Origin of the sequence: Mesorhizobium sp. M0077, from assembly GCF_040322955.1 — a bacterium.
Taxonomy (GTDB): Bacteria; Pseudomonadota; Alphaproteobacteria; order Rhizobiales; family Rhizobiaceae; genus Mesorhizobium.
This window is the reverse complement of sequence record NZ_JAMYUL010000004.1, coordinates 206,010-231,863: the sequence shown is the minus strand read 5'-3', so window position 1 is coordinate 231,863 and position 25,854 is coordinate 206,010. Positions and strand designations below refer to the sequence as shown.

The following is a 25,854-nucleotide window of genomic DNA, read 5'->3' as shown; positions in this document are numbered from 1 at the left end:
ACCGCGACCACTTTTGGGCGACATGCATCAACTCAAGCTTCGCGGAACCGGTATCCGACTCCGTAAAGGGTTTCGATCATTTCGAAGTCGTCATCGACGGCCTTGAACTTCTTGCGCAGCCGCTTGATGTGGCTATCGATGGTGCGGTCGTCGACATAGACCTGCTCATCATAGGCGGAATCCATCAGCGCATCACGGCTTTTTACCACGCCGGGGCGCTGCGCCAACGAGTGCAGGATGAGAAATTCGGTGACCGTCAGCGTCACCGGCTCGCCCTTCCAGGTGCAGGTATGGCGTTCCTGGTCCATGACGAGCTGGCCGCGTTCCAGCGAACGGGCCTGCTGGCTGGGCGCCTTTGCCGCAGCTTCGCGGGCGCTGGCGCGGCGCAGCACGGCGCGCACCCGCTCGACCAGCAGGCGCTGCGAGAACGGTTTGCGGATGAAATCGTCGGCGCCCATCTTGAGGCCGAAAAGCTCATCGATCTCATCGTCCTTCGAGGTCAGGAAGATCACCGGCAGGTCGGACTTCTGCCGCATCCGGCGCAACAGCTCCATGCCGTCCATGCGCGGCATCTTGATGTCGAGGATGGCGAGATTCGGCGGCCGCGCCGCCAGGCCTTCCAGCGCCGACGCACCATCCGTGTAGGTCTCGACGCGATACCCCTCGGACTCGAGGGCGATCGACACCGATGTCAGAATGTTGCGGTCGTCATCGACAAGCGCGATTGTTGCCATTTCAAGCGGCTCCCTCATGAGCTGTCCCTTCTGTCTTAGAGAAGGGGCTTTTGCAGGACAAATTAGGTACAAAATGTGGCACAGGCTCCACCCGCTGTCGCGGACGGCTTGCCGGCGGCCCCATCGGAACCTCTACACGGGTTGGACGAACACTGTGTGCCAATCCTTTGGGCAACCACCGTGATTTTTTGCACATATAAACGATTTAAACAACTTTCAAAATTTTTAAATCGATTAATGATTTGATATCATTCGAGTTTTCTGGTTCTCACCGTCTCAGCCCCTAACGCGGGCTCGCCGGAAACGCGCCGGCAAAGTGCGGCGAATCCAGAAGAAGGGACCCTTGATGTCGGAAGTCGGCAAACGCAATTCTGCTTGCGCGATCGATCGTATCGGCCTGAAAACCACCGGCACGGTGCATTATAATTTTGGTGCGGCCGCCCTTTATGAGGCAGCGATCCGTCGTGGCGAGGCCCGGTTGACCGCCGGCGGCGCGCTGCTTGCCGAGACCGGCCAGCACACTGGCCGCTCGCCCAAGGACAAGTTTGTCGTCCGCGATGGCGCCACCGAGCCCCATGTCTGGTGGGACAACAACAAGGCGATTTCGGCGGGCCAGTTCGAAATGCTGCTCGCCGATTTCCTTGTCCACGCCGCGAATAGCGATCTCTATGTGCAGGACCTCGTCGGCGGCGCCGATGCCGAGCTGAAGCTGCCGACGCGGGTCATCACCGAATTCGCCTGGCACTCGCTGTTCATCCGCAATCTTTTGATCCGCCCGCAGGCCGCCGAGCTTGAGGATTTCGTGCCGGAGATGACGATCATCGACCTGCCGTCCTTCCGCGCCGATCCGGCCCGCCACGGCAGCCGCACCGAAACGGTGATTGCGGTCGATCTCACCCGCAAGATCGTGCTCATCGGCGGCACTTCCTATGCCGGCGAGATGAAGAAATCGGTGTTCACCATGCTCAACTATCTGCTGCCGGAAAAGGGCGTCATGCCGATGCACTGCTCGGCCAATGAGGGCCCGGCCGGCGACGCGGCGATCTTCTTCGGGCTTTCCGGGACGGGCAAGACGACGCTGTCGGCCGATCCGTCACGTACGCTCATCGGCGACGACGAGCACGGCTGGGGACCGCACGGCATCTTCAACTTCGAAGGCGGCTGCTACGCCAAGACGATCCGGCTGTCGGCCGAGGCCGAGCCGGAGATTTTCGCCACCACGCAGCGCTTCGGCACGGTGCTGGAAAATGTCGTGCTCAACGCCGACCGCGTGCCGGACTTCAACGACGGCCGGCTCACCGAAAACACGCGCTGCGCCTATCCGCTGGATTTCATCCCCAATGCCTCGAAGAGCGGACGGGCCAGCCACCCGAAAAACATCATCATGCTGACCGCCGATGCCTTCGGCATCATGCCGCCGATCGCACGGCTGACCCCGGCGCAGGCGATGTATCACTTCCTCTCCGGCTACACCGCCAAGGTGGCCGGCACCGAGAAGGGCGTTACCGAGCCGGAAGCGACCTTCTCGACCTGCTTCGGCGCCCCGTTCATGCCGCGCCACCCCAAGGAATACGGCAATCTGCTGCGCGAGCTGATCGCCCGCCACGGCGCCGATTGCTGGCTGGTCAACACCGGCTGGACCGGCGGCGCCTACGGCACCGGCAAGCGCATGCCGATCAAGGCGACGCGCGCCTTGCTGGCCGCAGCGCTTGACGGTTCGCTGAAGGCGTCCGGTTTCCGCACTGACGCCAATTTCGGCTTCGAGGTGCCGGTTGCTGTGCCTGGCGTCGAGAGCGCCATTCTCGACCCGCGTTCGACCTGGGCCGACAAGGCAGCCTATGACCGGCAGGCAGCGCGATTGGTCGGCATGTTCGCCGTCAACTTCGAGAAATTCGAGAGCCATGTCGATGCCGTCGTGCTCGGCGCAGCACCCCGCCTGCAGGAAGCTGCGGAATAGTCCAGGCATCTTCACCGAAGCATCCTTGAAAGGCGCGGTCTCGATCGGGCCTTTTCTTTTTTGGTCCGCCGCGCCATGACTGCGGCATGCCTATCGACGACATCATCATATCAGACGAAGCCGTAATCCATCCGGGCGACCTGCACGAGGATTTCATCCGCTCGTCGGGTCCCGGCGGCCAGAACGTCAACAAGGTGGCGACCGCCGTCCAATTGCGCTTCGACGCCGCCAATGCAGCTGGCCTGTCCGAACGCGTGCGCGCGCGCACGATCAAGCTCGCCGGCCAGCGCGCCACCAAGGACGGCGTCATCGTCATCGAGGCCGGCCGCTTCCGCACCCAGGAGCAGAACCGGGCCGATGCCCGGGCAAGGCTGACGGCGCTGGTCGCCAAGGCCGCGGAACCGCCGCCGCCGCCGCGCAAGAAGACCAGGCCGTCGAAAGGCTCGGTGGAGCGGCGGCTGCAAAGCAAGGCAGGGCGCGGCACGATCAAAAAGCTGCGCGGCCGGGTAGAGAACGACTAAGGACCGCGCCGACTGCGCATAAAGCGGCCTCCCCTGCCGCAGCCGCAAGGTTTCGCCATTGCCACAGAAAGGGAGGCCGACAACGGTGGCTTTCGGGTCGCCGTTTCTGATTGGCGGTGGCATGGTTTCAGTATCAACCGGAGGCGAAGTCATGCTCGTTCTGCCCAAAGGCGTCCGCCACTTGCCTGGTTATCTGTCCCGCGCGGCGCAGGAAGCGCTGGTCGAAGAGGTGAGGACAATTGTACAGCGGGCGCCGCTGTACGTGCCGGCGATGCCGCGGACCGGCAAGGAGATGAGCGTGCGCATGACCAATTGCGGCACGCTCGGCTGGGTCACCGACAAGGAGCTGGGCTATCGCTACCAGCCAACGCACCCACTCACCGGAGAGCCATGGCCGCCGATCCCGGACGCGCTGCTGCAATTGTGGCGGGAGGTCGCCGCCTATCCGAATCCGCCGGAGGCCTGCCTGGTCAATTTCTATACGCAGGACGCCAAAATGGGTCTGCACCAGGATCGCGACGAAGCCGATTTCTCGGCCCCAGTGGTCTCGGTGTCACTTGGCGACGATTGCCTGTTCCGGGTCGGCCAAGTGACGGGCAGGGGGGCCACACGCGACGGCGGTACCAAATCGTTCCGCCTGAAAAGCGGCGACGTCGTCGTGCTCGGCGGCGAAGGCCGGCTCTGCTTCCACGGCGTCGACCGCATCTATCCGTCGACCTCGGCGCTTCTGAAAAAAGGCGGCAGGATCAATCTCACGCTGCGGCGGGTGACCTTGCCTTGAAGAGGTGAGAGTGCATTCTTGCACTTACTGAACCACTGACCTTGCGAATGAAAAGTCCCTAACGGAATTTAAGGTTTCGGCCGCTAGTCTGCGCCAAAACGTCATCATTCCCGGTGTGGATACCATGCTCGAAATCGAATCCGAAGTGATTTGGCGCTACATTCGAAATGCCGCATGGCGCACGGTTTCGATCGCCCGCTCGGATGCATCGCTCTACCTGTTCATTGGCATCTACACTGCAACGGGGCTGGGGTTTCTGGCTTGGGTCGGCGCGCTCCATCGCACCGCATACCAGACCTACGTGCCGATATGGCTTATGGTTTTCGGTTTCGTGCTGCCGGCGGTATCGCTTCTCCTGGAAACCGGCTGGCTTTTGCATCGATTTGAGCGTCGGCGGAAATTTGCTGCGGGCAAGATGTTCTCAGCCGAGCGGATGGCGGTTCTCTTTTCCGGCATATGTCTGTTGATGGGCATCATGATTTTCCAAAGCACCTTCACCTCGGTCAAGAACGGCATGTCCGTCCTGTGGAAAGGTTTCCCCTATGATCGCGCCTTGGCGGATATCGATGCCTATCTGCATTTCGGCACTGATCCGTGGCGATGGCTCTACGTTATCGGCAAGCATGACTGGGTACGGGAAACCGTCGGATGGAACTACGACATGCTGTGGTTCATCATTTGCTACAGCATGCTGTTTTTCATGGTCACGTCACCACGCACCACGCATCTGAAGAGACGCTATGTGCTGTCCTTCATGGTGGTGTGGGTAGTCGTCGGAAACATCCTGGCCGGGCTGTTCATGTCGGCCGGACCGGCGTTCTACGGCTATGTCACCGGCGATGTGCCACGCTTCGGTGAACAGCTTTCGTTTCTTGCGCAAAGCCCGTCGGCGAGTTCCGCCGCCGTGTACCAGCAGTATCTGTGGACGCTCCAGACCGAGGGTGTGACTGGACTCGCGTCGGGAATATCGGCATTTCCAAGCGTTCATGTCGCCTTGATCACCCTGAATGCGGTGTATACCTGGGAGTACGACCAGCGGTTGGGCGCCATCGCATTTCTGTATGTCGCCTTCATAGTCGCGAGTTCGGTCTATCTTGGTTGGCACTATGCGATCGATGGTTATGCGGCGGTCGCGCTCACGATCGCCCTATGTGCGGCCGTCCGCAAGCTGGTACCCGACGGCGAAATCCTGATGCCAGGCCCGGCCCGGCAATCGGCGGCTGGCGGCAGCCGCCCGGAGGCGGTCGTCACAGTTTCCTGAGCGCCACTTCCTCGACCAGATGATTGGCGCCCTTGCGCAGGATGAGGTCGGCCCGCGCTCGTGTCGGCACGATGTTCTCGCGCAGGTTTTTCAGGTTGATGTTGGCCCACAAGCCTTCCGCAATGGCACGCGCGGCGTCTTCCGAAAGCTGCGAATAGCGGTGGAAGAAGGAGTCCGGATTGCGGAAGGCCGTCTCGCGCAGGCGCATGAAGCGGGCGATGTACCATTGGTGGATCAGCTTTTCGTCGGCGTCGATATAAATGGCGAAATCGAAGAAATCCGACAGGAACGGCACTATCTTGCCGTCCTTCGGCAATTTGCCGGGTTGCAGAACGTTGATGCCTTCGAAGATCAGAATGTCTGGCCGGTCGATGGTGACGAACTCGCCGGGAATGACGTCATAGGTCAAATGCGAATAGACGGGCGCGCGGACATTGCGCTGGGCCGACTTGATGCCCGACAGGAAACGCAGCAGCGCACCGACATCGTAGCTGTCGGGAAAGCCCTTGCGCTCCATCAGATTGTCGCGTCGCAACACCTTGTTGGGCAGCAGGAACCCGTCGGTAGTGATGAGATCGACCTTGGGGCTCGACGGCCAGCGCGCCAGAAGCTCCTTCAGCACGCGCGCCGTGGTCGATTTGCCGACCGCAACCGAACCGGCAATGCCGATGATGAACGGTGTCTTGACCACATCCAGCGCGTTGAAGAAGGCCTGGCGCTGGCGAAACAGCAACTGGCTGGCCTCGACATGCGCCGAAAGCAGCCGCGAGAGCGACAGATAGATGCGCTTGACTTCTTCCAGGTCGACCGGATCGTTCAGTGAGCGCAGACGGTTGATCTCGTCTTCGCCCAGCGTCATCGGCGTGTCGGCGCGGAAGTTCGACCATTGCTCGGCCGAGAAGAAACGATAGGGGGAATATTTCTCGGTCGGAGCGAGCTGGTCCATCGAGTTTCCTGCCCTCTAGAGCATGAGGCCGAAAAGTGTGAAGCGGTTTTCGGGCGACATCATGCTCCCTCTATCAATTTAGAGACGGATTCAGATTTAAGGCCTCGGCCCGAAATCATCCGGCTCTCGCGGTCAGCCTTTCGGCCGGGATGCCTTTTCAGTGACGCCCGAACGGCCGGTACGGCCCTCAAGCTCCTTCAGCACCTCGCCCAGCGAAACGCCGGCCATGCCAAGCACGACGAGCCAATGATATATGAGATCGGCACTTTCGGAAACGAGGGCTTTCTCGTCGCCCTTGACGGCGGCAATGACGGTCTCGACTGCCTCTTCACCAAGCTTCTGCGCCGCCTTGTCGATGCCTTTGGCGAACAGTTTTGCCGTCCACGAGTCCGGGTCGCCGGAACGGGCGCGTTCGCCAATGATCGTTTCCAGATCGGACAGCGAAAATTCAGCCATGGCGCAGCCTACAGCCTTTGTGGAGTGGATTGAACCGGGTAGTCCAGCCGCATCGGCAGCCCGGCCTCGGCCATATGCGCCTTGGCTTCCGCAATCGTGTAAGTGCCGAAATGGAAGATCGAGGCCGCGAGCACGGCACCGGCATGGCCGTCGCGAATGCCCTCGACCAGATGATCGAGCGTGCCGACGCCGCCCGACGCGATCACCGGCGCGCGCACCGCATCCGCTATCGCGTGGGTCAGCGCAATGTCGTAACCGGCCTTGGTGCCGTCGCGGTCCATTGAGGTCAGCAGGATCTCGCCAGCGCCGCGATCGACCATTTTTCGCGCGAACTCGACCGCATCGATGCCGGTCTTTTCGCGGCCACCGTGGGTGAAGATCTCCCAGCGGCCGGGCTCTTTCGGCGCCGACACCTTCTTGGCGTCGATGGCGACGACAATACACTGGTTGCCGAACTTGTCGGCGGCTTCTGCGACGAAATCGGGATTCTTCACCGCCGCAGTGTTGATCGACACCTTGTCGGCGCCGGCCAGCAACAGTTTGCGAATATCGGCCACCTGGCGCACGCCGCCGCCGACGGTCAGCGGCATGAAGCATTGTTCGGCGGTGCGGGCGACGACGTCGAAGATGGTTTCACGGTTGTCGGACGACGCGGTGATATCGAGAAAGCAAAGCTCGTCTGCGCCGGCCGCGTCATAGGCTTTGGCCGCCTCGACCGGATCACCGGCATCGATGAGGTCGACGAAATTGACCCCCTTGACGACGCGGCCGTTCTTGACGTCGAGGCAAGGGATGACTCGGGCCTTCAGCATCAGCCCTTCTCCATCGTCGCCAGCAACTCGCTGAGCAGTTCGCCGACCAGCGGCGGAACCTCGGCCTGCGCATCGAACGCCGGATCGTAGGCGGAAATGGTGATGCCGGAAATCGGCAGCAGGCCGGCCATGCCGCAGACAGCCTGGCGCAGCTGTTTCGGCTCCGGGCCGCCGGGCGTGGTGTAGCGGTTGGCCTGCAGCGCCCCGGGGTCGTGCACGTCGAGATCGAGATGCAGGTGCACCCGCTTCGCGTCCGGCGCCTTCAGCCTGTCGCAGGCCGTGGCCCAGTCCGGGCATTCGGTGCGGATGACCGGCAAAGTCTTCAACAGCTCCGTTTCGACCGGATCGAGATCGCGCGCGTTGACCAGCACGCAGCGCGCCGGATCGATCGGCCTGAAGCCGGGGATGGCCGAGGCCATCGGCTTCCAGCACAGGCCGAGAACCGTGGCCAGCGCCATGCCGTCGAGAAAGCCGAAGATGGACGTCTCCGGGGTGTTGAGATCGCCATGCTGGTCGGCCCAGATGATCGCATCGGCATCCTCGCCGGCAACCGCACCGGCCGATGTCAGGCAATTGCCGGCCAGCACGATGGGAAACCGGCCGCGGTCTATGGCGATGCGGACCTCGCCGGAGACGGCACCGCACACGGCAAAGCCGGTGGCGATCTCGCGCTGTTGTTCGTCGCCAACCCTGCCGATATCGGTGACGACGACGTCATGCCCGGAGAGCGTCAGCGCGTCGACAAGCCCGCCGGCGATGAGTGCATCCGGGCCTCGGCCCATACCGCCGTGATAGTGGCCGCTGTCATAAGAGGCCAGGATGATGGAGATTTTCACGGCCGGGTCTCCATCGCCTTGCCCTGCAGCACCGCCAGCGCCTCGGCCGGGTCGATGCGCCCGTCATAGAGCGCGCGACCGGAGATGGCGCCTTCCAGTTTCTTCGCGTCGGGCATGGTCATGCGCACGATGTCGGCGATCGAAGCCAGCCCGCCCGAGGCGATGACCGGGATCGACACCGCGTCGGCGAGATCGATCGTGGCATCCCAGTTGATGCCGGTCAGAACGCCGTCGCGGTCGATATCGGTGTAGATGATGGCGGCAACGCCGGCGCCTTCGAATTTCTGCGCCAGTTCGATGACGCCGAGGCTGGAGGCCTCGGCCCAGCCTTCGACCGCCACCTTGCCGCCCTTGGCGTCGATGCCCACGGCGATCTTTCCAGGAAATTCCTTGCAGGCTTCCCGGACCAGGTCGGGATCGCGCACCGCCACCGTGCCGAGGATGACGCGGGCCAGCCCGCGGTCGAGCCAGTCCTCGATCTGCGCCAGCGTGCGGATGCCGCCGCCGAGCTGCACCGGGTTTTTCGTCGCCTTGAGGATGGCGCCGACCGCCGCGCTGTTGACGCTCTGGCCCTTGAAGGCGCCGTTGAGGTCGACGACATGCAGCCATTCAAACCCTTGCTCTTCGAAGGCCTTGGCCTGGGCCGCAGGGTCGTCATTGTAGATGGTCGCGGTCGCCATATCGCCGTGCTTCAGCCGCACGCACTTGCCGTCCTTGAGGTCGATGGCCGGAAACAGGATCACCGTTCAGACCCCTTCCACAATGGCGAAATGCGAGGTCGAATAAGCGCGCCGGAATTTCAGCGCTGCCTGGTATTCGGGGGAATGGAAGCAAGCCAGCGCGACCTCGTAGCTTTCGAACTCGACGATCACATGGCGATTGCCGGATGGCCCTTCCGGGCTTGACGACTGACCGCCTCGCGTCAGGAATTTCGCGCCGTATTTGTCGAACGCCGCTTTGTTGGCGGCGATGTATTTCGGATAGTTTTCCGGATCGGTCACATCGACCATCGCCATCCAGTAGCCCTTCTTGCTCATCTCAAGGCCTCCAGCGCAGGAAGTTGGTGATCAGTGCCAGGCCGAGCGCCTGGCTCTTTTCCGGATGGAATTGCGTGCCGGCAAGGTTACCGCGCGCGACCGCCGCCGTTACCGGGCCGCCATAATCGGCGACGGCCAGCACTTCGTCCGGCCTTGTCGCGTCGAGATGGTAGGAATGAACGAAATAGGCGTGCAGACCCTTAGGCCCGGTCGCAATACCCGAAAACAGCGGGTGCTTGCGCTCCAGATCGATGGTGTTCCAGCCAATTTGCGGGATCTTCAGTGCCGGATCGGCGGGCGTGATCTCCTTGACGTCGCCGGCAATCCAGCCGAAGCCCTTGGTCACGGTCTTTTCCAGGCCGCGCTGCGACATCAGCTGCATGCCGACGCAGATGCCGAGGAACGGCCGCGCCTTGGCGATCGCTACCTCTTCCACCGCTTCCCACATGCCGGCGACGCCGCGCAGGCCCGCCGCGCAATCGGCATAGGCGCCGACGCCGGGCAAAACGATTCGGTCGGCGCTGCGCACCCGCTCGGCGTCGGCGGTTAGCTCAATGGCAGCGGCAATGCCGGCTTCATGCGCGGCGCGCTCGAAGGCCTTGGTGGCCGAGCGCAGATTGCCCGACCCGTAATCGATGATGGCAACCCGCATCTCAGGCTTTTCCCGGCGTATGGCTCAGGCCCAGCGTCAGCCCGGTCTGCGCCGGCCGGGCCAGGCTGGCGTCCGGCACGATGCGCGGCAGCGGCGCCGGCTCATCGGCAAGGGCCTCGGCGTCCAGTGACTGGCGGATGTCGGCATCGTCAGGATTGTCGGCTTCGACGACGCCCCATTCATGCCAGCCGCCGCGGCGCAGCGCTGCGAGCCGCAACCCTTGGCCTTCCAGCCCGATATAGAGCGACACCAGCAGCGACAGCGCCGAGCCAGCCCAATCCAGCCCCAGTCTTTCGCCAAGCAGCGAAAGCAGGCCCATGGCGACGAAAGCGAGCCCCGCCTCGATCCAAAGCCGGTGCCAGGCGAGCCACAGCGGCGCCACCAGGAAAGCCAGCCAGGAAAAACCGTCGCGGACCAAAATCGTTGCGTCGGCCGCCTCGGTGCGGCCTGGCGGTTCCATCACGACATAGATGGCCATCAGCCTACCCTTTCAGAGATCCCTTGGTGGAGGGAACCGCTTCCGGCTGGCGCGGGTCGCGCTCCAGTGCGAAACGCAGCGCGCGCGCCACCGCCTTGAAGCAGGTCTCGGCAATATGGTGATTGTTGGCGCCATAATGATTGGTGACATGCAGCGTGATACCGGCATTCTGCGCCAGCGCCTGGAAGAATTCACGCACCAGTTCGGTGTCGAACGTGCCGATCTTGGGCGACGAGAAGGCGACATTCCAGACCAGGAACGGACGGCCCGACACGTCGATCGCGGCCCGCGTCAGCGTCTCGTCCATGGCAAGGTCGACAGAGGCATAGCGCATGATGCCGCGCCGCTCGCCCAGCGCCTTGGCCAGCGCCTGGCCGATCGCAATGCCGGTGTCCTCGACCGTGTGGTGGTCGTCAATGTGCAGGTCGCCCTTGGCCTTTACCGTCATGTCGATCAGCGAGTGGCGCGACAGCTGGTTCAGCATGTGGTCGAAGAAGCCGACGCCGCTCGACATGTCGGATTTTCCGGTGCCGTCGACATCGACCGAGACGCTGATCTCGGTTTCCTTGGTCTTGCGGCTGACTTCGGCGGAACGGGACGCCATGACCTTGTCCTTGTCTTTGGGCATACGACACTTTTGGCAACTGACCGGGGCGAAACGAAAAGACAATGCCTCCAGGCGCTCATTTGCTTGAAAACGAAAGCCTTCTAGCAGCATGATCCGGCGATAGCCAGTTGCGATGCGGATCGCTATCGGCCGTGGCGGAGGCGGTTTGCAATCGTTAGCCCCATGCATACATATGGCCGATCGAAATCCCGCGCCAATCGCCTCATCGGGATCGCGCGAATCGGAGCAGCAGATGTCCAATGAACTGAGTATGCACGCCACGACCATTGTGACGGTGCGCAAGGGCAACAAGGTGGTGATCGCCGGCGACGGCCAGGTCAGCCTTGGCCAGACCATCATGAAAGGCAACGCCAAAAAGGTGCGCCGCATCGGCAAAGGCGGCAATGTCATTGCCGGTTTCGCCGGCGCCACGGCGGACGCTTTCACCCTTCTGGAGCGGCTCGAAGCCAAGCTCGAACAATATCCGGACCAGTTGACGCGCGCCTGCGTCGAGCTCGCCAAGGACTGGCGCACCGACCGTTATCTGCGCCGGCTGGAAGCGATGATGCTGGTGGCCGACAAGTCGGTTTCGCTGGCGCTCACCGGCACCGGCGACGTGCTGGAGCCCGAATTCGGCGTCATGGCCATCGGTTCCGGCGGCAACTATGCGCTGGCCGCTGCCCGCGCGCTGATGGATAGCGACAAGGATGCCGAGGAGATCGCCCGCAAGGCGATGCAGATCGCCTCCGACATTTGCGTCTACACCAACAACAACTTTGTTGTCGAAACGCTCGATGCCGGCTAACCCGCCGGTGCTCTATGATTTTCGACCGGTTACCGAAAAAGACCTGCCGATGATCGCCGGCTGGCTGGCCGAGCCGCATGTCGCCGAATGGTGGGACGACCCCGAGACGGAAATTGCCGGTATCAGGGAGAACATCGACTCGATTTCGGTCGAGCCGCTGATCGTCGAGCTCGAGGGCAGGCCGATCGCCTATCTGCAGAGCTACGATCCGCATCTGGAGGACGGCCATCCCTATGCCGACCAGCCGTTCGGCACGCTCGGCATCGACCTGTCGATCGGCGTGCCGGACCTGGTTGGCAAAGGTCATGGCTCGGCTATCGTCAGGCAATTCGTCGAGCAACTGTTCGAGGAAGGCGCGCCGCGCGTCATCATCGATCCGCATCCCGACAATGGCCGCGCCATCCGCGCCTATGAAAAGGCGGGCTTCAGGGCTATCGATCGCAGACACTCTAGATATGGGGACGTCGTGCTGATGGCCGTCGATGCCGAAGAGAGCGACGCGGAAGAAGGGGAATGAGTTGATGGCGACACCGGGCACTGCCAAAAATTACTCGGCCTATGAAGACAGCTGGCGGATGGGGCTTCTGCTCGTGCTCGCTCTGCTCATCTTCCAGGCCGGCGCGCTTTACGGCATGGGCCGCACGCCGATCTGCACCTGCGGTTACGTCAAACTCTGGCACGGTGTGGTGAACAGTTCGGAGAATTCCCAGCATATTTCCGACTGGTACACGTTCTCGCACATCATCCACGGCTTCCTGTTCTACGCCTTGGCCTGGTTCCTGTTCCCGCGCTCGCCAATCGGTCTGCGCCTGGCATTCGCCGTCGTCATCGAGGGCGGCTGGGAACTCCTGGAAAACAGCCCGTTCATCATCGAGCGCTACCGCGCCGGCACCATCTCGCTGGATTACTATGGCGACTCGATCATCAATTCGGTGTCCGACACGCTGGCCATGGTGCTGGGATTTGTGATGGCGCGAAAGCTACCTATATGGAGCATCGTCGGCCTCGCCCTCATCTTCGAACTGGGTGTCGGCTACCTCATCCGGGACAATCTGACGCTCAACGTGATCATGCTGCTGCATCCGTTCGAGTCCATCAAGCAGTGGCAAAGTGGAATCTAGTGATATGACCACCTTCTCTCCCCGTGAAATCGTTTCGGAACTCGACCGCTTCATCATCGGCCAGAAGGACGCCAAGCGCGCCGTGGCCATTGCCTTGCGCAACCGCTGGCGCCGCCAGCAGCTGGAAGGCCAGATGCGCGAAGAGGTGATGCCGAAGAACATCCTGATGATCGGCCCGACCGGCGTCGGCAAGACCGAGATCTCGCGCCGCCTGGCGCGACTCGCCGGTGCGCCCTTCGTCAAGGTCGAGGCCACCAAGTTCACCGAAGTCGGCTATGTCGGCCGCGATGTCGAGCAGATCATCCGCGACCTGGTCGAGATCGCCATCGGCCTGGTGCGCGAGAAGATGCGCGAGGACGTGAAGGCGCGCGCGCACCTCAATGCCGAGGAGCGCGTGCTGGAAGCCCTGGTCGGCAAGACGGCGAGCCCGGCGACCCGCGATTCCTTCCGCAAGAAGCTGCGCGACGGCGAGCTCGACGAAAAGGAGATCGAGATCGAGGTTGCCGACACCGGCACCGGCGGCATGCCCGGCTTCGAGATCCCCGGCATGCCGGGCGCTAATATCGGCGTGCTCAACATCAACGACATGCTGTCGAAGGCGATGGGTGGCAAGAAGACCAAGGCGCGCAAGACGACGGTCAAGGAGTCCTACGCGCTGTTGGTCAACGACGAGTCCGACAAGCTGCTCGACCAAGACGAGGTGGTGCGCCGGGCGCTCGACGCGACCGAAAATGACGGCATCGTCTTCCTCGACGAGATCGACAAGATCGCCTCGCGCGAAGGCGGCATGGGCGCCGGCGTCTCGCGCGAAGGCGTGCAGCGCGACCTGCTGCCGCTGATCGAAGGCACGACGGTGGCGACCAAATACGGACCGTTGAAGACCGACCACATACTGTTCATCGCCTCGGGCGCCTTCCATGTCTCCAAGCCGTCCGACCTGTTGCCGGAATTGCAGGGCCGCCTGCCGATCCGTGTCGAGTTGCGGGCGCTGGAGAAGGACGATTTCATTCGCATCCTCACCGAGACCGAGGCCAGCCTCATCAAGCAGTATATCGCGCTGATGAAGACCGAAGGCGTCGACCTCACCTTCACCGACGATGCCATCGATTCGCTGGCCGGCATCGCTGTCGACCTCAACGCTAGCGTCGAAAACATCGGAGCGAGACGCCTGCAGACGGTGATGGAGCGCGTGCTGGACGAGATCTCCTACGACGCGCCCGACCGCAACGGCACCAGCGTCGCCATCGATGCCGCCTATGTGGAAAAGCATGTCGGCGACCTCTCGCGAAACACAGATTTGTCGCGATTCATCCTTTAAACGAGGGCGCCGGTTCATCCGGCGCCGGTATTAGAGCGCCGCGCGTCCTTTGGACGCGCAAAGGTCGCTCTAACAGTATTGAATCGACGCATCGGACTTTCCAAAAATCGGTTTCGATTTTTGGGCCGATGCTTAGGCAACAGTTTCCGGCAAACATCATCGTGTGTGGCCGGATGGTATCATGCGGCCATCTTTCGTCTTGCCGGCTGCAAGGGCGCTCTCGACTCGACCGGGAGCTTTACCTAGTTTGCGCGGCAATTCTCTAGGCGGCGGCGCATGAAAAAACTGATCCTGCTCATTCTCGGCTTGACGCTGGCGGCGACGCTGTTCGCGGCTGACGCGGCGACATTGGTGCCGGCGGGCAACCGCAATGTCGTGCAGCCTGACATACCGGGCGCCTCCAGCCGCCGCACCCAGGCGACCAACACCACCTTCCAGGCCAAATACCGCAAGGTCTACGCTCTGTTGCAGAACGACGCCGAATTGCGCGCCAAGATCAGGAAGGCGGCTGCCGGTTACGGCATCAACCCCTTGCACATCGTCGGCGCCATCGTCGGCGAGCACACCTACAATGTCGATGCCTACGACCGGCTGCAGACCTACTACGTCAAGGCGATCTCCTACCTCTCCAGCAAGCTGTCCTTCGCCTATGACGGCGAGGACATCACCGATTTCGTGCAGCGGCCGGAATTCAAGAAGTGCACAATGTCGGACAGCTACGACCTGTGGGAATGCCGCGAGCAGGTGTGGAACCGCTCCTTCCGCGGCAAGACCGTCGACGGCACCAGCTTTCCCAACGACCGCTTCGGCGCCACCTTCTTCCAGCCCTATTATGCCGGCCAGACCTTTGGCCTCGGCCAGCTCAACCCGCTGACCGCGCTGCAGATGAGCGATCTGGTGCACAAGGTGTCGGGGCTGCCCGAACTCGATGTCGGCGATCCCAATGGGGTCTACAAGACCATCATGGATCCGGATCTGACATTGCCCTACGTCGCAGCGACGATCAGGAAGTCGATCGACGCCTACAAAAACATTGCCGGCTTCGACATCTCAGGCAATCCGGGGCTGACCGCCACGCTCTACAATGTCGGCAATCCCGAGCAGCGCGCCTATGCGCTGAAAGCAGAGAACGACAAGCGCCGCGCGGCGGGTGAGACGGTCAAACTGCCGGAAGAGAATTATTACGGCTGGCTGGTCAACGACAAGCTGGACGAGCTGAAGGCGCTGTTTTAGCGGGCTTAGCTCAGCCGTCTACCTCCCCCTTTGTGGGGAGGTCGGACCGCAGGTCGGGGTGGGGGCCGGTGCCGCACCCCACCCCGCTGCTTCGCAGCGACCCTCCCCACAAGGGGAGGGTAAGTCAGTCCTTCACGCTGCCAGCAACGACTTCAGCTTCACATCCGGCGACCCCAACGCCTCCGGCGCCGGCCTAGCCCGCTTGGCGATCAGCATCTCGGCCAGCCTGATGTCGCGCGCCACGGCATTGCCCGTACCGAGGCCGCTCGCCGCCACCAGCCTGCCATCCTCGGCCAGATGAAACAGAATAAAAGCACCGTCGCCGAGATCGCGGCGGACCGTGCTTTTGCCCTCGTCCGAAAGGCCGGCGATCTGCAGCGACAAACCATACTGATCCGACCAGAACCATGGCACCGCGGCATGCGCTTCGCGGGCGCCCAACATGTTCTTCGCGGCCAGCGCACCCTGTTCCTGCGCATTGCGCCAGGCTTCCAGCCGCACCCGCCGGCCAGCATAGACAGCGAGCGGAAACGAGCAGCAATCGCCGGCGGCGAAGATGTCGGGATCGATTGTTTGGAGTTCGCCATTGACGGCGATGCCGTTATCGACGGTCAGGCCCGCTTCCGCGGCAAGCCCGGTCACCGGCACGGCGCCGATGCCGATGACGGCGAGATCGGCGACGATGTCCTGCCCATCGGCGAGCATGATGTGCACCTCAGCGCCGTCGTCGGCGATATCAGCGATGCCCTGACCGGTGAGCACGGTCACGCCTTCGGCCTCATGCGCCTGATGGATGATTTCAGCGATCTCCGCCGGCACCCCGCGCATGAGGATGCGCGGCTGCGCCTCAATGACCGTGACGCTGGCCCCGAGCTTGCGCGCCGAAGCGGCGAGCTCCAGGCCGATAAAGCCACCACCAATGATGGCGATGCGGTTTGCCGGGCTGAGGTGGGCACGAATGGCCAGCGCGTCGGCAAAGGTGCGGAGGTAGACGCAGCGCGGACCCAATCCCGGCATCGGCAGCTTGCGCGGTGTCGAGCCGGTCGCCAGCAGCAGCTTGTCGTAGGGCAGGGCCGAACCGTCCGACAGCCGCACCATATGCGCCGGGCGGTCGATCGCCACCGCTTGAACGGAATGGATATGCCGGATCGATTTCTCGGCCAGAATTTCGTCGCTGGCGATCGTCTTGATCTCGGCCGCGTCGCTCGTCATTGCGTCCTTGGACAGGGGCGGCCGCTCATAGGGCAGATGGGGTTCGTCACCCACCAGCGTCACCGGCCCGTCATAGCCCAGCTCGCGCAGTGTCAGCGCTGCCCGCCCGCCGCACTCGCCGGCGCCAATGATGACCATTCCCGCCTGCATGGTCCTATCCGATCTGGATCAGCACTTTGCCGGCCTCGACCTTTACCGGATAGGTGGCGAGATTGACGCAAACCGGCGCGCCTCGTGCCGCCCCCGTCTTGTAATTGAAGCGGCCATTGTGCTTGGGGCACTCGATGATGTCGTCCATCACCAGCCCGTCGGCCAGATGCACCTTTTCGTGCGTGCACAGGCCATCGGTGGCGAAATAATCGTCGTCAGGGCTGCGATAGATGGCGAAGGTGCGGCCGCCATGGTCGAAGCGCATCACATCTTCTTCGTCGATGTCGCCGGCGGCGCAGGCCTCGATCCAGTCGCTCATGTGTTCCTCCCAAAAGCAATTCCAGGAAAAGTGCGTTGCGGTTTTCCGTTCGGAGTTGCGACAAAACAAAAGCTTAATCGCGCGATCATTCCGCCGCGGCGGCGACGGCGTCGTTGTGGAGTTCCTCGCGATAGGGCCGCGCCGTTGGCGGCAGTTCGCGCTTGAGGAAATAGTCCTCGTTGCGCAGCTGGCGCAAAAAGGCCGGGATCATCTCGCGGTAGCCGGCCAGGATCGACGGCGTCGGCGCCGGCAGATCGTGCTTGATAAGCGCATGCAGTTTAGGCAGCGCATGATAGGGCACCATCGGGAACATGTGGTGTTCGACGTGATAGTTCATGTTCCAGTAGATGAAGCGGCTGACCGGGTTCATGTAGACGGTGCGGCTGTTCAGCCGGTGGTCGATGACATTTTCCGCCAGCCCGCCATGCTGCAGCAGGCCGACCATGACATGATGCCAGGCGCCGTAGAGCCGGGGCAGCCCGACCAGCATCAGCGGCAGCCATGAACCGAAATAAAGCGCCAGCGCGATCGTCACGGCATAGATCGCCGTCCAGATGCGGGCGATGCGAATGGCCTTAGGCTGCTCCTGTTCGGGGATAAAAGTCTTTTCCGCCGCGCTGATATTGCCGGCGGCATTGCGCAGCATGTCCGACATCGCATGCCAGGCATCCAGCACGCCGATAAAGCCAAGCGCGACCCGGAACAGATCCGGCGGCCGCATGACGGAGATTTCCGGGTCGCGGCCGACGATGATGGTGTCGGTGTGGTGGCGGGTGTGGCTCCAGCGCCAGGTCACCGGATTGCGCATGATCATGAAGCAGGCGATCTGGTAAACCGCGTCGTTCATCCACTGGGTGCGGAAGGCGGTGCCGTGGCCGCATTCGTGCCAGCGTGAGTCGGTGGAGGAGCCGTAGAGCACGCCATAGACGAAGAAGAACGGCACGCACCACCAGCTGCCCCAGAACCAGGCGCCGCCGGCGGCACTCAGGATCAGCGCGGCCAGCCAGATCGCGGTGTCGCGGATCGCCGGCCCGTCGGAGCGCTGCATCAGCTCCTTCATCTGCTTGCGCGGAATATCAGTGTGATACCACTCGGCCGCCGCCAGCCCGGTCTCGACGGCGAGCTTGGAATCGCGGCCCATCAGGCTGTAGTCGCGCCGGGACGGTGGTGTGGATAGTGTCGCTTCCATAGGGGCTGCCTCCGTCGGCCACAGCATCCGTCAGGACGGATATGTCCATTACAGGCGCTTGTGTCCGAGCGCAAAATAGCGCCATGCGGTGATAGTCTCAATATCACAAAGATAGTTTCTATCATTTTCCATCAGAACGATGTAAGCAGTTGCAGGCACTCATGCGGGACAGTCATGGCAAAACGGCCAACCATCACCGATCTGGCGCGCATCTCCGGCGTTAGCGTCGCCACTGTCGACAGGGTGCTGAACAACCGGCTGCCGGTGCGCGAGGAAACCGCGCGCCGCGTCTATGAGGCGGCGACCGGCATCGGCTACCACGCCGCCGGGCTGATCAAGCGGCGCATGCGCCAGGAATTGCCGGAATACCGCCTCGGCTTTCTGCTGCTGCGGGGCAATGATGTTTTTTACGGCGATTTCGCGAGGGAGCTAGAAATGGCGGTCTCGCAATCGCAGCGCTTCCGCGGCGTCGCCACCATCGATTTCGCCAGCTCGCTAGCCGCCGACGAGATCGCCGCCCAAATGCGCAAGCTGGCAGCGAAATCCAGAGCAATCGCCGTTGTCGGTCCGGACCATCCGACGCTGACGGCGGTCGTGGAGTCGCTGAAAGCGAGGGGGCAACCTGTCTTCTCGCTGCTGTCCGACTTTGCCGCTGGCATCCGTGAGGGATATGTCGGCCTCGACAATCGCAAGGTCGGTCGCACCGCGGCCTGGATGATCGCCAGGGCGGCAAAGAACCCCGGCAAGGTCGCCCTTTTCGTCGGCAGTCATCGCTTCCACGGTCATGAACTGCGCGAGATCGGATTTCGCTCCTTCTTCCGCGAACATGCGCCGGACTTCACGGTGATGGAAACGCTGGTCAATCTGGAAGCCAACCAGGTCACCCACGATGCGATGATCGATCTCCTGGTGCGGTATCCGGATCTTGCCGGCTGCTATGTCGCCGGCGGCGGCATGGAAGGCGCGGTCTCGGCGCTGCGCGCAGCGAAGCCCGCAAACATGCCGGTGGTCGTCTGCAACGAGATCAACGCCGAATCGCGCGCGGCACTCGCCGACAACATCCTGACAATGGTGATCTCGACGCCGCTCGCCGCCTTGTGCCGCGAGCTTGTCGACCTGATGGCGCATTCCATCGAGGCCGGCGCCGCCAACGCGCCGGGCCAGACCTTTCTGCCCTTCGACATCTATCTGCCGGAAAATATCTAACGCGTTGCCGCGCCGACCCGTTCGGCGTGGGCTCTCCGGCGATGATAGAATCTATCAGATTCTGCCTTCAGACTCGGCCTGGGCCGCTGTCGGCCTCGATTCGACGTGAAATTGCGGCGCGGCGACCGAAAATCCGCTTTCCGACTTAGGAATCGCTCTTGACGTCTTGCGAAAAAATGGAATAAATATTTCATCAGATTGGTATTTTGGTTCTTTCGTTCCGGAACATCTGTTTCAAACTGGGAGCCTGGCGTTCCATCCCTTGGACAAAACGCCATACGGAACAGGAAGGCATCAGGGAGCGATTCCTCGGGCTATCGGGGATTCCGGGTAGATCGGTGCAGCCGGACACCAATGTGGAGGAGAAACACAATGAAGAAACTGATTTTGGGCGTCGCCTTTGCGGCGCTGATGAGTTCGTCCGCTTTTGCCGCCAAGGTCGGCGTGTCGATGGCCAAGTTCGACGACAACTTCCTCACCGTGCTGCGCAACGGCATGATCGAGCAGGCCAAGGGCATGAGCGGCGTGGAACTGCAGGTCGAGGACGCGCAGAACGACGTCGCCAAGCAGCTCGACCAGATCAAGAACTTCGCCGCCTCGGGCGTCGACGCCATCATCGTCAACCCGGTCGATACCTCGGCCACGCAGGCGATGTCGGACGCCGCCGCAGCCGCCAAGATCCCGTTGGTCTATGTCAACCGCCAGCCGGTCAATGTCGACACGCTGCCGGACAACCAGGCCTTCGTCGCGTCGAACGAGGCCGATTCCGGCACGCTCGAGACCAAGGAAGTCTGCCGCCTGTTCACCGAGGCCGGCAAGAAGGAGGCCAATGTCTATGTCATCATGGGCGAGCTTTCCAACCAGGCCGCCGTGCAGCGCACCAAGGACATCGAAGAGGTGATCGCCACGCCGGAGTGCAGCTTCATCAAGATCATCGACAAGCAGACTTCGAACTGGAACCGCGACGAAGCGCAGAACCTGATGACCAACTGGCTGTCGACCGGCAAGCCGTTCGACGGCGTCATCGCCAACAATGACGAAAGCGCCATCGGCGCCATCCAGGCGATGAAGGCCGCCAACATCGACATGAAGACGGTCGTCGTCGGCGGTGTCGACGCCACGCAGGACGCGCTTGCCGCCATGCAGGCCGGCGACCTCGATGCCACCGTGTTCCAGGATGCGGCCGGCCAGGGCGCCGGCGCTCTGGACGCAGCGCTGAAGCTCGCCAAGGGCGAGAAGGTCGAGCACAAGGTCTACGTGCCCTTCCAACTCGTGACGCCAGCCAACATCGACAAGTTCCTGAAGAAGAACTGAGCCGGCGACTCGTTCGACTAACGGAGCGGCGCATCAATCGCGCCGCTCCCGTTTCCCTCACCGCCCTTACGTGCGGGAGGGCAAATGCCGCCTCACGGAGGACAGACATGTCACAGACATCTCATGGCGTCGGCGGGGTCAGCTATGACGCGAAGAGGCGGACATGGCCGGCCGAATTCAACGTCTTCCTGGCGCTGGTCATTCTGGTCGTCATCTTCGAAATGATCGGCCGCATCTTTCTTGGCGACAGCTTCCTGTTCAACACGCGCGACAACGTCGCCGGGATCTTCAATGAGGCCCGCCTGCAGATCATCATCCTGCAGGTGTCGATCGTCGGCATCATCGCCATCGGCGTCACGCAGGTGATCATTTGCGGCGGCATCGACTTGTCCTCGGGCTCGATCGTCGGCGCCACCGCCATGATCGCCATGAGTTTTGCCCAGGTGGCGACGGTCAACGGTAACCCCAACCCCAAGGCGATGTTCCTGGCGCAAGGCTGGACCGACCTGCCGGTCGTCGTGCCGGTACTGGTCGCCATCGGCTGCGGTCTGCTCGCCGGTCTCGTCAACGGCTCCTTGATTGCATACACGCGCATTCCGCCGTTCATTGCCACGCTCGGCATGATGGTGACCGCGCGCGGCATTGCCAAATGGTGGTCCAAGGGTCAGCCGATCTCGTTTCCGACCGAAAGTTTCGCTGGTATCGGCAAGGGCCTGATGCCGGTCATCATCTTCCTGTCGCTGGCGGTGCTGTTCCAGCTGATCATGACCTACACACGCTACGGCAAGCATTGCTATGCCATCGGCTCCAACGAGGATGCCGCGCGCATGTCGGGCATCAAGATCGCCAACCACAAGATCCTCGTCTACGTCATTGCCGGCATCCTAGCCGCGCTGGCCGCCGTCGTGCTCTCCTCCAAGAACCTGACGGCACAGTCCGGCATGGGCGTCATGTACGAGCTAGACGCCATCGCAATGGCGGTCATCGGCGGCGTCTCTTTGTCGGGCGGTCGCGGCTCGATCGTCGGCACCGTGATCGGCTCGCTGATCTTCGGCGTCATCATTTCCGGCTTCACCTTCCTGCGCCTCGACGCCTACTATCAGGAGATGGTCAAGGGCGTGATCATCGTCGGCGCGGTCGTTCTCGACCAATGGCGCCAGCGCATGCGGGCATTGAGGGCTTGACCATGCCAGATATCTCCACGACAGACATCGTCCTGAAGACCGAAAACCTGACCAAGCGTTATGGCGGCGTGCACGCGCTGGAAGGCGCGAATTTCGAGCTGCGCAAGGGCGAGCATGTCGCCATCATGGGCGACAATGGCGCCGGCAAATCGACCTTCGTGCGCCAGATCACCGCCGTCGAGCAACGCACCAGTGGCCAGATCTGGTTCGACGGCAGGGAAGTGAATTTTGCCGGGCCGATCGAAGCGCGCACGGCGGGCATCGAGACCGTGTTCCAGAACCTGGCGCTGGCCGACGATCTCGACGTGCCGTCGAACCTGTTCCTCGGCCGCGAAAAGGTGCTTTTCAATCTCGGGCCGTTCTCGATCCTCGACCGCAAATACATGCGCAAGGCGACCGAGGCGGCGCTGATCCGCACGGCAGTGAAAATCCCCAATTTGTCCAACACCATTCGCCACATGTCGGGCGGCCAGCGCCAGTGCGTTGCGATCGCCCGGACCGCGACCTTCGCCTCCAAGCTGATCATCATGGACGAGCCGACGGCAGCCCTTGGCGTGCAGGAGACGGCGCAGGTCGAGAACATCATCCGCACGCTGAAGGACAATGGCGAGCCGCTGATCCTGATCAGCCACAACATGCGCCAGGTGTTCGACCTGTGCGACCGCATCGTCGTCTTCCGGCGCGGCCGCATCGTCGCCAACCTGCGCAAGGAAAACACCGACGGCAACGACATCGTCTCCTACATCACCGGCGCCAAGACCGGGGAGGCGGAACTCGCGGCCTGAACAGGATGGTCATCCTGTTTTCTGGCGTGCTCGAAAAATTATCTTGCCACCTTTCTCAAAAGGAAGGTGGAGACACAACTCTCTCGAACCCATCCCCCTAGAGGAAATACCCCATGACTGTTCGTTTCGCCCTCCTCGGTGCCGGCCGCATCGGCAAGGTCCATGCCCGCGCCGTCGGCTCCAACCCGCAGGCCAGACTGGTGGCCGTTGCCGACGCTTTTGAAAAGGCGGCGACCGAGTTGGCAACCGCCTATGGCGCCGAAGTGCGCACCATCGACGCGATCGAGAAGGCCAAGGACATCGACGCCGTGGTCATCTGCACGCCGACCGACACCCATGCCGATCTGATCGAGCGTTTCGCCAAGGCCGGCAAGGCGATCTTCTGCGAGAAGCCGATCGACCTCGACGTCAAGCGCGTCGAGAAGTGCCTGGCCGTGGTCGACAAGGCCAAGGCGACGCTGATGGTCGGCTTCAACCGCCGCTTCGATCCGCACTTCGCCGCCGTGCGCAAGGCGATCGACGACGGCGCCATCGGTACTGTCGAGATGGTCACCATCACCTCGCGCGATCCGGGCGCGCCGCCGGTCGATTACATCAAGCGCTCGGGCGGCATTTTTCGCGACATGACCATCCACGATTTCGACATGGCGCGCTTCCTGCTCGGCGAAGAGGTGGCGGCGGTCAGCGCCCATGCCTCGGTTCTGGTCGACGAGAAGATCGGCGAAGCGGGCGATTTCGACTCTGTCAGCGTCATCCTCGAAACCGCGTCCGGCAAGCAGGCCGTCATCTCCAATTCGCGCCGCGCCACCTATGGCTACGACCAGCGCATCGAGGTGCATGGCTCCAAGGGCATGGTCGCCGCCGAGAACCAGCGGCCGGTGTCGATCGAGGTCGCCAATGAGAAGGGCTATACGCGCCCGCCGCTGCACGACTTCTTCATGACCCGCTATCTCGACGCCTACGCCATCGAGATTGCCGCTTTCATCACTGCTGCAACCTCGGGCAAGAAGGCATCGCCGAGCGGCGCCGACGGCCTCGTGGCGCTGAAGCTGGCCGATGCCGCGCTGAAGTCGGCGACATCAGGCAAGACCGTCCGTCTCGACAAGTAAGAACCGGAACCAAGGCACAGGAGCAGAGCGATGAGCACATCCGCCGATCGCAATTCGAAGACGCGCGCCATCGTCACCGGCGGCGCGCAAGGCATCGGCTTTGCCGTCGCCGAAGCGCTGGCCGACGAGGGCTGCAAAGCGCTGGCGCTCATCGGCCGCTCGCAGGAGAAGGGCGACAAGGCGGTCGCCCACTTCAAGAAGGCCGGCGTCGATGCGATCTTCATCAGCGCCGACGTCTCGAAAGTGGCGGACTGCAAGCGCGCGGTGGCAACCGCGATCTCGCATTTCGGCAGCATCAACGCGCTGGTCAACGCCGCCGCCACGTCCGCGCGCGGTTCGCTGGTCGAAACCTCCGAGGAGACCTTCGACCAGATTTTCCAGACCAACGTGCGCGGCCCGTTCTTCCTGATGCAGGGCGTGGTGGCCCATCTCCTGGACAAGAAGGCGCCGGGCTCGATCGTCAACGTGCTGTCGATGTCGGCACATTGCGGCCAGTCGTTCCTTGCGCCCTATTCCTCCAGCAAGGGCGCGCTGGCGACGCTGACCAAGAACGTCGCCAACGCCTATCGTTTCAACCGCATCCGCTGCAACGCCGTGCTGCCGGGCTGGATGGACACCGAGGGCGAGGACATCGTGCAGAAGAAATGGCACGGTGCCTCCGACGACTGGCTGGCAAAGGCAGAGGCCGGCCAGCCCATGGGCCAACTGGTGAGGCCCGACCAACTGGCGCGGCTGATCAGCTACATGGCCAGCCCGCAATCCGGTGTCATGACCGGCTCGCTGGTTGACTACGACCAGAACGTCGCGGGGACCTCGCCGGAGTAGCCTCAAACCCTGTTGCAGCAACATCGCCATTCCCACATAGTCATGATAGTCAGGCTAGTCACGAGCATGCGATGCTAACGTCATCCAAAGACACCAACTGGACGGTTGCCGGGGCAAAAGCCCGGCTCTCCGAGGTCATCGAGCGCGCACAGTCCTCGCCGCAGACGATCACCAAGAACGGCAAACCAAGCGTGGTTGTCGTCTCGGCCGAGGAATGGCAGCGCAAGATCGCACGCAAGGGTACGCTTGCCGAGTTCCTGCTGGACTCGCCGCTGCGCGGCGCCGATCTCGACCTTGAACGTCAGCGCGACGAACCGCGTGACCTGCCGCGGTGAGACTGCTGCTCGACACGAATGTCCTGTCCGAGGTGACGAGGCCAGCGCCTGTCGCACGTGTCCTGGGCTGGCTGGACGAGCTTGATGAGGACCGCTCCTTCATCAGCGTAGTGTCGATCGCGAGATCCGGCGCGGCGTCTCTCTGATGGATGAGGGCCGCAAACGCGAGGCGCTGGCCGAATGGCTCGCCCGGGACCTGCCCCAGCGCTTCGAACAGCGGGTTTTGCCGGTGGACGATGCGGTTGCCTTGGCCTGGGGCGACCTGATGGGTTTTGGCAAGCGCCGCGGTCGTGGTCTATCGTCGATGGACGGCCTGATCGCAGCCACTGCGATTGCGCACGAGCTCACCTTGGCAACGCGCAATACGAAAGATTTCGAAGGCTTGGGAATTGAACTTTTCGATCCCTGGACCGCATGAGCCGCTCGGCGTTGTACGCCTTGGCGATTGGCGAAAAGCGCCCGTCACTTCGTCATCCCAGGGTCTCCGCGACGGAGCTTCGCTCCTGCTCCGCCCAGGGATGACGAAATCGCGAGGATTCGGCCCATCCCGAATTGTCTCCGCATACCCCACGTGACAAGCGCCTCGGCATCGACTATATGACGCCTGATGATCAACCTGACCGCCACCTATTGGTACTTTAGCAGCTCGCTGGCGGCGGGAGGATTGCGCT

General features: G+C 62.5%; 29 protein-coding genes and 1 pseudogene. 17 read left to right on the top strand and 13 right to left on the bottom strand.

All coding sequences use genetic code 11. The features are described from left to right. Nucleotides 1-32: 32 nt before the first annotated feature. Nucleotides 33-734: a response regulator transcription factor gene (locus tag NKJ57_RS10900; RefSeq protein ID WP_010912942.1), complete on the bottom strand. Its 702-nt coding sequence runs from the start codon at nucleotides 732-734 to the stop codon at nucleotides 33-35. 346 nt (nucleotides 735-1,080) lie between these two features. Here NKJ57_RS10900 and NKJ57_RS10895 point away from each other — a divergent pair, with 346 nt between their 5' ends. From NKJ57_RS10895 to NKJ57_RS10880, 4 genes are all read left to right on the top strand, one after another. Continuing rightward, nucleotides 1,081-2,691: a phosphoenolpyruvate carboxykinase gene (locus tag NKJ57_RS10895; RefSeq protein WP_352510643.1), complete on the top strand. Its 1,611-nt coding sequence runs from the start codon at nucleotides 1,081-1,083 to the stop codon at nucleotides 2,689-2,691. A gap of 86 nt (nucleotides 2,692-2,777) precedes the next feature. Then, nucleotides 2,778-3,212: an alternative ribosome rescue aminoacyl-tRNA hydrolase ArfB gene (gene arfB, locus NKJ57_RS10890; protein WP_023672309.1), complete on the top strand. Its 435-nt coding sequence runs from the start codon at nucleotides 2,778-2,780 to the stop codon at nucleotides 3,210-3,212. A 151-nt stretch (nucleotides 3,213-3,363) separates the two neighbouring features. After that, nucleotides 3,364-3,993, top strand: a complete 630-nt coding sequence (locus NKJ57_RS10885; RefSeq protein ID WP_023703765.1) for an alpha-ketoglutarate-dependent dioxygenase AlkB family protein — start codon at nucleotides 3,364-3,366, stop codon at nucleotides 3,991-3,993. A 124-nt stretch (nucleotides 3,994-4,117) separates the two neighbouring features. Further along, a complete protein-coding gene (locus NKJ57_RS10880; RefSeq protein WP_352510642.1) occupies nucleotides 4,118-5,254 on the top strand; it encodes a phosphatase PAP2 family protein in 1,137 nt (378 codons plus the stop codon). Here the strand turns inward: NKJ57_RS10880 and coaA are convergent. From coaA to hisB, 9 genes are all read right to left on the bottom strand, one after another. After that, entirely contained in the window at nucleotides 5,241-6,200 is a 960-nt protein-coding gene (gene coaA / locus NKJ57_RS10875) for a type I pantothenate kinase (protein ID WP_023672313.1), read from the bottom strand. The genes NKJ57_RS10880 and coaA overlap by 14 nt on opposite strands. 132 nt (nucleotides 6,201-6,332) lie before the next feature. Next, nucleotides 6,333-6,656: a phosphoribosyl-ATP diphosphatase gene (locus NKJ57_RS10870; protein WP_023681408.1), complete on the bottom strand. Its 324-nt coding sequence runs from the start codon at nucleotides 6,654-6,656 to the stop codon at nucleotides 6,333-6,335. Between the two features lie 8 nt (nucleotides 6,657-6,664). Further along, nucleotides 6,665-7,471 (bottom strand): imidazole glycerol phosphate synthase subunit HisF, encoded by an 807-nt coding sequence (hisF, locus tag NKJ57_RS10865; protein WP_352510746.1) that lies wholly within the window; start codon nucleotides 7,469-7,471, stop codon nucleotides 6,665-6,667. Further along, nucleotides 7,468-8,304, bottom strand: a complete 837-nt coding sequence (locus NKJ57_RS10860) for an arginase family protein (protein ID WP_023694621.1) — start codon at nucleotides 8,302-8,304, stop codon at nucleotides 7,468-7,470. The genes hisF and NKJ57_RS10860 overlap by 4 nt, the downstream gene beginning before the upstream one ends. Continuing rightward, entirely contained in the window at nucleotides 8,301-9,047 is a 747-nt protein-coding gene (hisA, locus tag NKJ57_RS10855; RefSeq protein ID WP_023672317.1) for a 1-(5-phosphoribosyl)-5-[(5-phosphoribosylamino)methylideneamino]imidazole-4-carboxamide isomerase, read from the bottom strand. Before hisA ends, NKJ57_RS10860 begins: the two co-directional genes overlap by 4 nt. A gap of 3 nt (nucleotides 9,048-9,050) precedes the next feature. After that, nucleotides 9,051-9,341 carry a DUF1330 domain-containing protein gene (locus NKJ57_RS10850; protein WP_023672318.1) on the bottom strand — a complete coding sequence of 97 codons (291 nt, stop codon included), beginning with the start codon at nucleotides 9,339-9,341 and terminating at the stop codon, nucleotides 9,051-9,053. Nucleotide 9,342: 1 nt separating this feature from the next. Beyond that, nucleotides 9,343-9,993: an imidazole glycerol phosphate synthase subunit HisH gene (gene hisH / locus NKJ57_RS10845; RefSeq protein ID WP_023672319.1), complete on the bottom strand. Its 651-nt coding sequence runs from the start codon at nucleotides 9,991-9,993 to the stop codon at nucleotides 9,343-9,345. A 1-nt stretch (nucleotide 9,994) separates the two neighbouring features. Further along, nucleotides 9,995-10,471, bottom strand: coding sequence for a DUF2628 domain-containing protein (locus NKJ57_RS10840; protein WP_023703758.1), 477 nt, complete (start codon nucleotides 10,469-10,471; stop codon nucleotides 9,995-9,997). A 4-nt stretch (nucleotides 10,472-10,475) separates the two neighbouring features. Further along, on the bottom strand, nucleotides 10,476-11,075 hold the full coding sequence (gene hisB / locus NKJ57_RS10835) for an imidazoleglycerol-phosphate dehydratase HisB (protein WP_023724184.1): 600 nt from the start codon (nucleotides 11,073-11,075) through the stop codon (nucleotides 10,476-10,478). A 256-nt stretch (nucleotides 11,076-11,331) separates the two neighbouring features. Between hisB and hslV the strand changes: the two genes are divergently transcribed. The 5 genes from hslV to NKJ57_RS10810 all read left to right on the top strand — a co-directional run bounded on the left by hslV (nucleotide 11,332) and on the right by NKJ57_RS10810 (nucleotide 15,555). Further along, nucleotides 11,332-11,883, top strand: a complete 552-nt coding sequence (gene hslV, locus NKJ57_RS10830) for an ATP-dependent protease subunit HslV (protein WP_023672322.1) — start codon at nucleotides 11,332-11,334, stop codon at nucleotides 11,881-11,883. Next, complete coding sequence (locus NKJ57_RS10825) at nucleotides 11,873-12,400, top strand: GNAT family N-acetyltransferase (RefSeq protein ID WP_023703757.1); 528 nt, start codon at nucleotides 11,873-11,875, stop codon at nucleotides 12,398-12,400. The genes hslV and NKJ57_RS10825 overlap by 11 nt, the downstream gene beginning before the upstream one ends. A 4-nt stretch (nucleotides 12,401-12,404) precedes the next feature. Beyond that, nucleotides 12,405-13,004: a DUF2585 domain-containing protein gene (locus tag NKJ57_RS10820; protein WP_023695986.1), complete on the top strand. Its 600-nt coding sequence runs from the start codon at nucleotides 12,405-12,407 to the stop codon at nucleotides 13,002-13,004. A gap of 4 nt (nucleotides 13,005-13,008) precedes the next feature. After that, on the top strand, nucleotides 13,009-14,322 hold the full coding sequence (gene hslU / locus NKJ57_RS10815; RefSeq protein WP_023703756.1) for an ATP-dependent protease ATPase subunit HslU: 1,314 nt from the start codon (nucleotides 13,009-13,011) through the stop codon (nucleotides 14,320-14,322). Nucleotides 14,323-14,598: 276 nt separating this feature from the next. Next, nucleotides 14,599-15,555 carry a DUF1402 family protein gene (locus NKJ57_RS10810; protein ID WP_023703755.1) on the top strand — a complete coding sequence of 319 codons (957 nt, stop codon included), beginning with the start codon at nucleotides 14,599-14,601 and terminating at the stop codon, nucleotides 15,553-15,555. A 132-nt stretch (nucleotides 15,556-15,687) separates the two neighbouring features. On the opposite strand, the gene NKJ57_RS10805 is transcribed toward NKJ57_RS10810, so the two are convergent. The 3 genes from NKJ57_RS10805 to NKJ57_RS10795 form a co-directional block, all read right to left on the bottom strand. After that, nucleotides 15,688-16,917, bottom strand: coding sequence for an NAD(P)/FAD-dependent oxidoreductase (locus NKJ57_RS10805; protein ID WP_031196408.1), 1,230 nt, complete (start codon nucleotides 16,915-16,917; stop codon nucleotides 15,688-15,690). Nucleotides 16,918-16,921: 4 nt separating this feature from the next. Next, the gene (locus NKJ57_RS10800; RefSeq protein WP_023672328.1) at nucleotides 16,922-17,236 is read right to left on the bottom strand and encodes a MocE family 2Fe-2S type ferredoxin; all 315 of its coding nucleotides are present in this window, start codon (nucleotides 17,234-17,236) and stop codon (nucleotides 16,922-16,924) included. Between the two features lie 85 nt (nucleotides 17,237-17,321). Then, complete coding sequence (locus NKJ57_RS10795; protein WP_023752325.1) at nucleotides 17,322-18,425, bottom strand: fatty acid desaturase family protein; 1,104 nt, start codon at nucleotides 18,423-18,425, stop codon at nucleotides 17,322-17,324. Between the two features lie 174 nt (nucleotides 18,426-18,599). Here NKJ57_RS10795 and NKJ57_RS10790 point away from each other — a divergent pair, with 174 nt between their 5' ends. The 8 genes and pseudogenes from NKJ57_RS10790 (at nucleotide 18,600) to NKJ57_RS10755 (ending at nucleotide 25,601) form a co-directional block, all read left to right on the top strand. Continuing rightward, the gene (locus NKJ57_RS10790) at nucleotides 18,600-19,631 is read left to right on the top strand and encodes a LacI family DNA-binding transcriptional regulator (RefSeq protein ID WP_023684066.1); all 1,032 of its coding nucleotides are present in this window, start codon (nucleotides 18,600-18,602) and stop codon (nucleotides 19,629-19,631) included. A gap of 372 nt (nucleotides 19,632-20,003) precedes the next feature. Next, nucleotides 20,004-20,945 carry a sugar ABC transporter substrate-binding protein gene (locus tag NKJ57_RS10785; protein WP_023684065.1) on the top strand — a complete coding sequence of 314 codons (942 nt, stop codon included), beginning with the start codon at nucleotides 20,004-20,006 and terminating at the stop codon, nucleotides 20,943-20,945. Between the two features lie 107 nt (nucleotides 20,946-21,052). Continuing rightward, nucleotides 21,053-22,129, top strand: a complete 1,077-nt coding sequence (locus NKJ57_RS10780; protein WP_023710443.1) for an ABC transporter permease — start codon at nucleotides 21,053-21,055, stop codon at nucleotides 22,127-22,129. Between the two features lie 2 nt (nucleotides 22,130-22,131). Beyond that, on the top strand, nucleotides 22,132-22,914 hold the full coding sequence (locus NKJ57_RS10775; protein ID WP_027049093.1) for an ATP-binding cassette domain-containing protein: 783 nt from the start codon (nucleotides 22,132-22,134) through the stop codon (nucleotides 22,912-22,914). A gap of 113 nt (nucleotides 22,915-23,027) precedes the next feature. Beyond that, nucleotides 23,028-24,023 carry an inositol 2-dehydrogenase gene (gene iolG / locus NKJ57_RS10770; protein ID WP_023732721.1) on the top strand — a complete coding sequence of 332 codons (996 nt, stop codon included), beginning with the start codon at nucleotides 23,028-23,030 and terminating at the stop codon, nucleotides 24,021-24,023. A 30-nt stretch (nucleotides 24,024-24,053) separates the two neighbouring features. Continuing rightward, nucleotides 24,054-24,848 carry an SDR family oxidoreductase gene (locus NKJ57_RS10765; protein WP_352510641.1) on the top strand — a complete coding sequence of 265 codons (795 nt, stop codon included), beginning with the start codon at nucleotides 24,054-24,056 and terminating at the stop codon, nucleotides 24,846-24,848. A 71-nt stretch (nucleotides 24,849-24,919) separates the two neighbouring features. Next, nucleotides 24,920-25,183 (top strand): type II toxin-antitoxin system Phd/YefM family antitoxin, encoded by a 264-nt coding sequence (locus tag NKJ57_RS10760; protein ID WP_023684063.1) that lies wholly within the window; start codon nucleotides 24,920-24,922, stop codon nucleotides 25,181-25,183. Then, a pseudogene (locus tag NKJ57_RS10755) lies at nucleotides 25,180-25,601 on the top strand (type II toxin-antitoxin system VapC family toxin). The gene NKJ57_RS10760 and the pseudogene NKJ57_RS10755 overlap by 4 nt, the downstream one beginning before the upstream one ends. Nucleotides 25,602-25,854 lie beyond the last annotated feature (253 nt).